General features: G+C 33.3%; 2 protein-coding genes. Both read right to left on the reverse strand.

Translation table 11 applies throughout. From position 1 onward, the window contains the following. Positions 1-79 precede the first annotated feature (79 nt). Positions 80-730 (reverse strand): site-2 protease family protein, encoded by a 651-nt coding sequence (locus JJE11_RS14525; protein WP_291636863.1) that lies wholly within the window; start codon positions 728-730, stop codon positions 80-82. Between the two features lie 285 nt (positions 731-1,015). Continuing rightward, on the reverse strand, positions 1,016-4,750 hold the full coding sequence (locus JJE11_RS14530) for a 5'-nucleotidase C-terminal domain-containing protein (protein WP_291636867.1): 3,735 nt from the start codon (positions 4,748-4,750) through the stop codon (positions 1,016-1,018). Between the last annotated feature and the right edge of the window lie 202 nt (positions 4,751-4,952).

A 4,952-nucleotide genomic window follows, 5' to 3' on the forward strand; every position in this document is an offset into this window, starting at 1 on the left:
ACTTTTAACTCACTTTTATAATTTAAAGATCAATTAATTGTTAACCGTCCCTCACTTTAATCACTCTTCCCATTTTCCTCTAAATTATCACTGCAATGTTTACAAAAGTATTAAACAACCATAATCCTGGTACTTGCACAATATAAAAAAACACTGATTGTCCATTAGGTAATATGGGCAATAATAGTACAATAAATATCATGAATTGATACCTAGTAATTGAATCTGATAAATTATAGAAAAACTTTGGAAACAGATCTCTAACTATGTGAAATCCATCAAAACCTGGTATTGGAACTAAATTAAGAAAAAACAATATACAGTTTAATTGCCCTGTAATTTTTAGTATACTTACAATAATATCGTTTAGGGCACTTTGATTTTGCACAAATTTAAAAAATAATACATATAAAATCGCAAATAAAAATCCTAGAATCAAATTGGCAATTGGTCCCGCTATCGAAACTTTCAAATCGTCCTTATAATAATGTTTGTAGGCACTTGGATTTGTCTGAACGGGTTTTGCCCACCCGAAGTTCATTATTAAAATCAAAATAAATCCCATTGGGTCGATGTGAGCAATTGGATTCAACGTAAGTCTTCCTTGAAATCTTGGAGTTTTGTCTCCTAACCTATCTGCTACGATAGCATGTGCATACTCATGAAAAGTAAATGCTATTAAAATAGCTGGTATCATCAAAATCTTATATAGTATTTGTTGTGTATCCAAATTTATCCCTCCTTATATTCCTACAGGGTATGTATCATACTGTTGTATGCATCATACTGCTAATTGTTACATCCCTTGTTAAATCATCTTCCGCTTTTATTTTTTCAGATGTCTAATATATCTATTATAACAAAGTTTATCGTTATTTTGAATTGAATATTATTAAAACAACAGTGCTAACACATAAATATTTTTCTTACTCAAATCCTCTGGAGATAATTTAAAATACCGTGTAGACAGTATTTTAATATACTGTCTACACGGTATTTTATTGTGAGATTTTTTTTAAGCTGCTTTCACCACATTTGTTGTGGTAATTTTTGCATAAGTTTTGTAAATATAACCCACTTTACCATTGTAATTAACTTTATACCAAAGAGATGACTCTCCAAGCACTTTAACCACTGTGGCATATTTTAAAACTCCAAGTATATTTGAAGACGTTGATTCTGATGTTCTAAAGTTTAATCCACTTTTAGCTGTAGTTGTAACATATTTACTTCCCATAGTTACCACTGGAGCTATCTTTGTGTAAGCCCTATAAATATAACCTACAGCACCGTTGTAATTAACTTTGTACCACAAAGATGTTTCTGAAACAACTTTAACTGTTGTATTATATTTAAATACTCCAAGTTTCTTGGAAGCCACCGAACCTGCTACTCTGAAATTCAATCCACTTTTAGCTGTAATCACAACATATTTTTCTTTAATAGGTAATGCTGGTGGCGTTACCACTGGTGGCGTTACTACCGGCTGAGTTACCACTGGTGCAACCCCTGCCACAAGATTATTCTTGTCTTTAACAGATATAGCTTTAACTGCTTTTAATTCAGATACTAATGCATCCCTTATTGGAATCATAGTATCTACTGAATTTATTGCACCTGCAAAGTCAAATTTATCTCCACCTGTGAACATAAAGTCATTAGTTACTACTGTATAGGTTTTGTCCATTTCAACTGTAGTTCCATCTTCTAAGACCATAGCCGAAATTCGTTTACCAAAGTCAGCTTTTTCATCATAGTAAACTTTTACTCCGCCTATTTGAACCCATCCAATCTCTTCATTACCTATTCCATTCTCAATTACTTTCTTTAAGTCAGAACCTTTAAGTTCCATTGTAACTAAGGTATTGTCAAATGGCATAACTTCATACATGTTACCCATTGTAATATTTCCAGCAGCTAATGGAACTCTTAGTCCACCACCATTGGTTATACCAATTTGTGTACCTGCCACTTTTCTCATAACATCAGTTGTCCATTGTCCGAGGAGTGATGTTCCAGGAACAGTTTTGTCATGAGGTAATTCTATATCTGTTGTACCTAACACTTCGCTAAGTATAGGTTGTAATTCTTTAGTGTACTTATCAGCAATTGCTTTTACAGCAGGATCTTCTACTAGTGTAGTTGGTCTGTTATATAAGTTATCTACTGAAGGTACTATGCCTGCTAGTTTACCACTTTCATCAATTTTAATTGTTAACTTCCCGAGTGTTCTTCCTGAATAATATGCTTGAACTACAGGAATTCCATTAACGCTTCCACTTACTGTTTGATGACTGTGAGCTGAAATAACTGCGTCTATATTTAAAACGCCGCAAAGCTGCGTTGCTTCTCCTGTAATCCTACCATCTTTATCTTGGAAAGATCCTAAATGAGTTAACGCAATAACTACATCTGCTCCATTGTCTTTTGCAACTTTAGCCCATTCTTTTGCTGAAGCTACTGGATCTTTAAATTCTAAATCTTTAACATTTACTGGGCTAGTCTTGTATGCTGTTTCTGGTGTTGCAATTCCAACAAGTCCTATTTTAACTCCACCCTTTTCAACTATTATATATGGCTCAGCCCAAGTTACTGGTTTGCCAGTATTTTTATCGTAGATATTTGAAGCTACGAACTTGTATCCGCCTTCTTCTGCCCACTTAGCTATTTTATCAGTACCCCAATCAAACTCGTGATTTCCTACAGCTGAAGCAACTACTCCAACAGATTTCATCATTTCATTTACTGGTTCACCATAAGTTAAGTTAGACATTGCACTTCCTTGGAAGCTGTCTCCTGCTGATACTACTATAGTATTAGGATTAGTAATTTTAACTTTGTTTATTTCTCCAGCAAATTTAGCTATACCAGAGTTCTTTCCTGATTCTTCTACTGCCCCATGAAAATCATTAAATGTAAGAATATTAACTCCATTAGCTGCTAATGTATCCTCATAAGTAACAGATTTAACATTTGAAGTTCTTCCATCTGATGATTTTGGTAATTCTAATTTACCACTGTTTATTAATTTAGCTGCGAAGGCCGCTTTAGTGGCATCCATTTCATTACCAATTATTTTCCAATTATTATCTAACTCTGGAGTTATAACTCCATTCTTTTCTTCAACAATATATTTTCTTATTAAATCTCTTATACGTCCATTGTCGCCCATACTCTTAAAGGAATCAAATACTACTTGTACACCTTCCCCCTTAAATAATCCTGATTCTTCATTAAGCAGCGTTGTACTAGCTCTGTAATTATTAACTGCTAGTGTTAAAACATCTGTGTCTTTTATTTGCGATCCATCAATTTTAGTTAAATTAACTATTCTTTTCCCTGGTTCCTTTGAAACATCTACATCATACTTTACTCCTGAAAACATATCATAGTTATAATCTCTTATATTTTCATTAAAAGATACTGTTAAATCTCCTGGTTTAAAAGTATTGTAATATGTTGCTGACCACTCCATATATTTCTTTAACTGTGCTCCAGTTATTTTAAGTGTCATTAATGTATTGTCATATTTATAGATTGAAGCTGTACCAGCTTTAATTATCTTACCCTCTTTAATATTTGCAGTAGTACTAAAGCTAGCTGCTGAAGCTATATCTGCACCTGTATAAAACATTTGAACTTTGTTAATTAAATCTATCATTGCAGTATCTTTTACTTGAGCTGTTGGAATCCCTTTAATTTCTGAGGCTGGATTCAAGTCTCCGCCCTTAAGTTCTCCAATAACAACATTAGCATCTGCAATAGCTGTGTCACTATAAGGTTGTAACTTAGCTGAAAGCCCTGCATCTGCCACTACTGGTTTTTCACCTTTAGGTGATGCATACACTATATCTGATTTAGCATCTACGATAGAATACTTACCATCAGCATTTTTAGTAAGATTAATATCAATTTTTGCAAGTTGTGATGCTCCTTTATTAGGTTCAGTAATAATAACATTTCCTTCTTTAACCTCAGTTATAGTTGCATGAGCATGCCCAGCTACAATAGCAGTTAATTCAGGACAAGCTTTAGCTAGTTCTCTAGCGCTATCGCCATTTCCATACTCTGCATTTTCACCTGCATGAAGCGTTACTATCATTACATCGACTTTTCCTTTAATTTCATCAACAACTTTTCTAGTTTCTTCAACTGGATTTGTTACTGTATAACCTATTAAATTAGGCCCGTCCCATTTTGTTATGTGTGGACTTACCATACCAATAATAGCAATTTTAACCCCATCTTTTTCTATGATTTTATAAGACTCACCTAAGGATTTGCCGTCTTTATCAAAAACATTTCCACAAAGAACTGTTCCAGTGAATTTTGATGAAATACTCTGTAATACTGGTATTCCATAGTTAAATTCATGGTTTCCAAAGGACCAAGTGTCATATCCCATTTCATTCATTCCAAGTACCATTGGGTGAATTGCATCGTTATTAAATAATGATGATGAATTATCTTGAATAGTGTCACCATTATCCACCAAAATAGTATTCGGATTTGCTTTTCTTAACTCTTTAATAATTGTCTGTAGCTGAGCCATACTTCCTGATGTGTCTGGTGCGTTAACCGCATAGTCATATGGTAAAAATCTACCGTGCATATCACTAGTCGCTAGTATTTGTATGCTGGTTTCACTGCTTTCTGCTGCTAAAACATTAGCTGGACCGAAAAAAGTTAGAACCATCATTAATGTTAATAACCATGCTGTTAATTTTTTACCTTTAAAATTATTAAACAAATAAAGCCCCCCCATTCATTAATATTAGGTCCATACTATAATTTTCATATAAAAGTATATTGTTGATTATATGTAACTCATACTCCGCACAATAGATTTAAAAATCCATGTATTTGTTTTAAATATCTTTTTTAATATGTATTGCATAAAATTTTCAAAAGTGGCTGTGAGTTTTCGTAGTCACTTTTTATATCTTTGATAA

It is taken from the genome of Clostridium sp. (assembly GCF_016650095.1).
Taxonomy (GTDB): Bacteria; Bacillota; Clostridia; order Clostridiales; family Clostridiaceae; genus Clostridium_AD.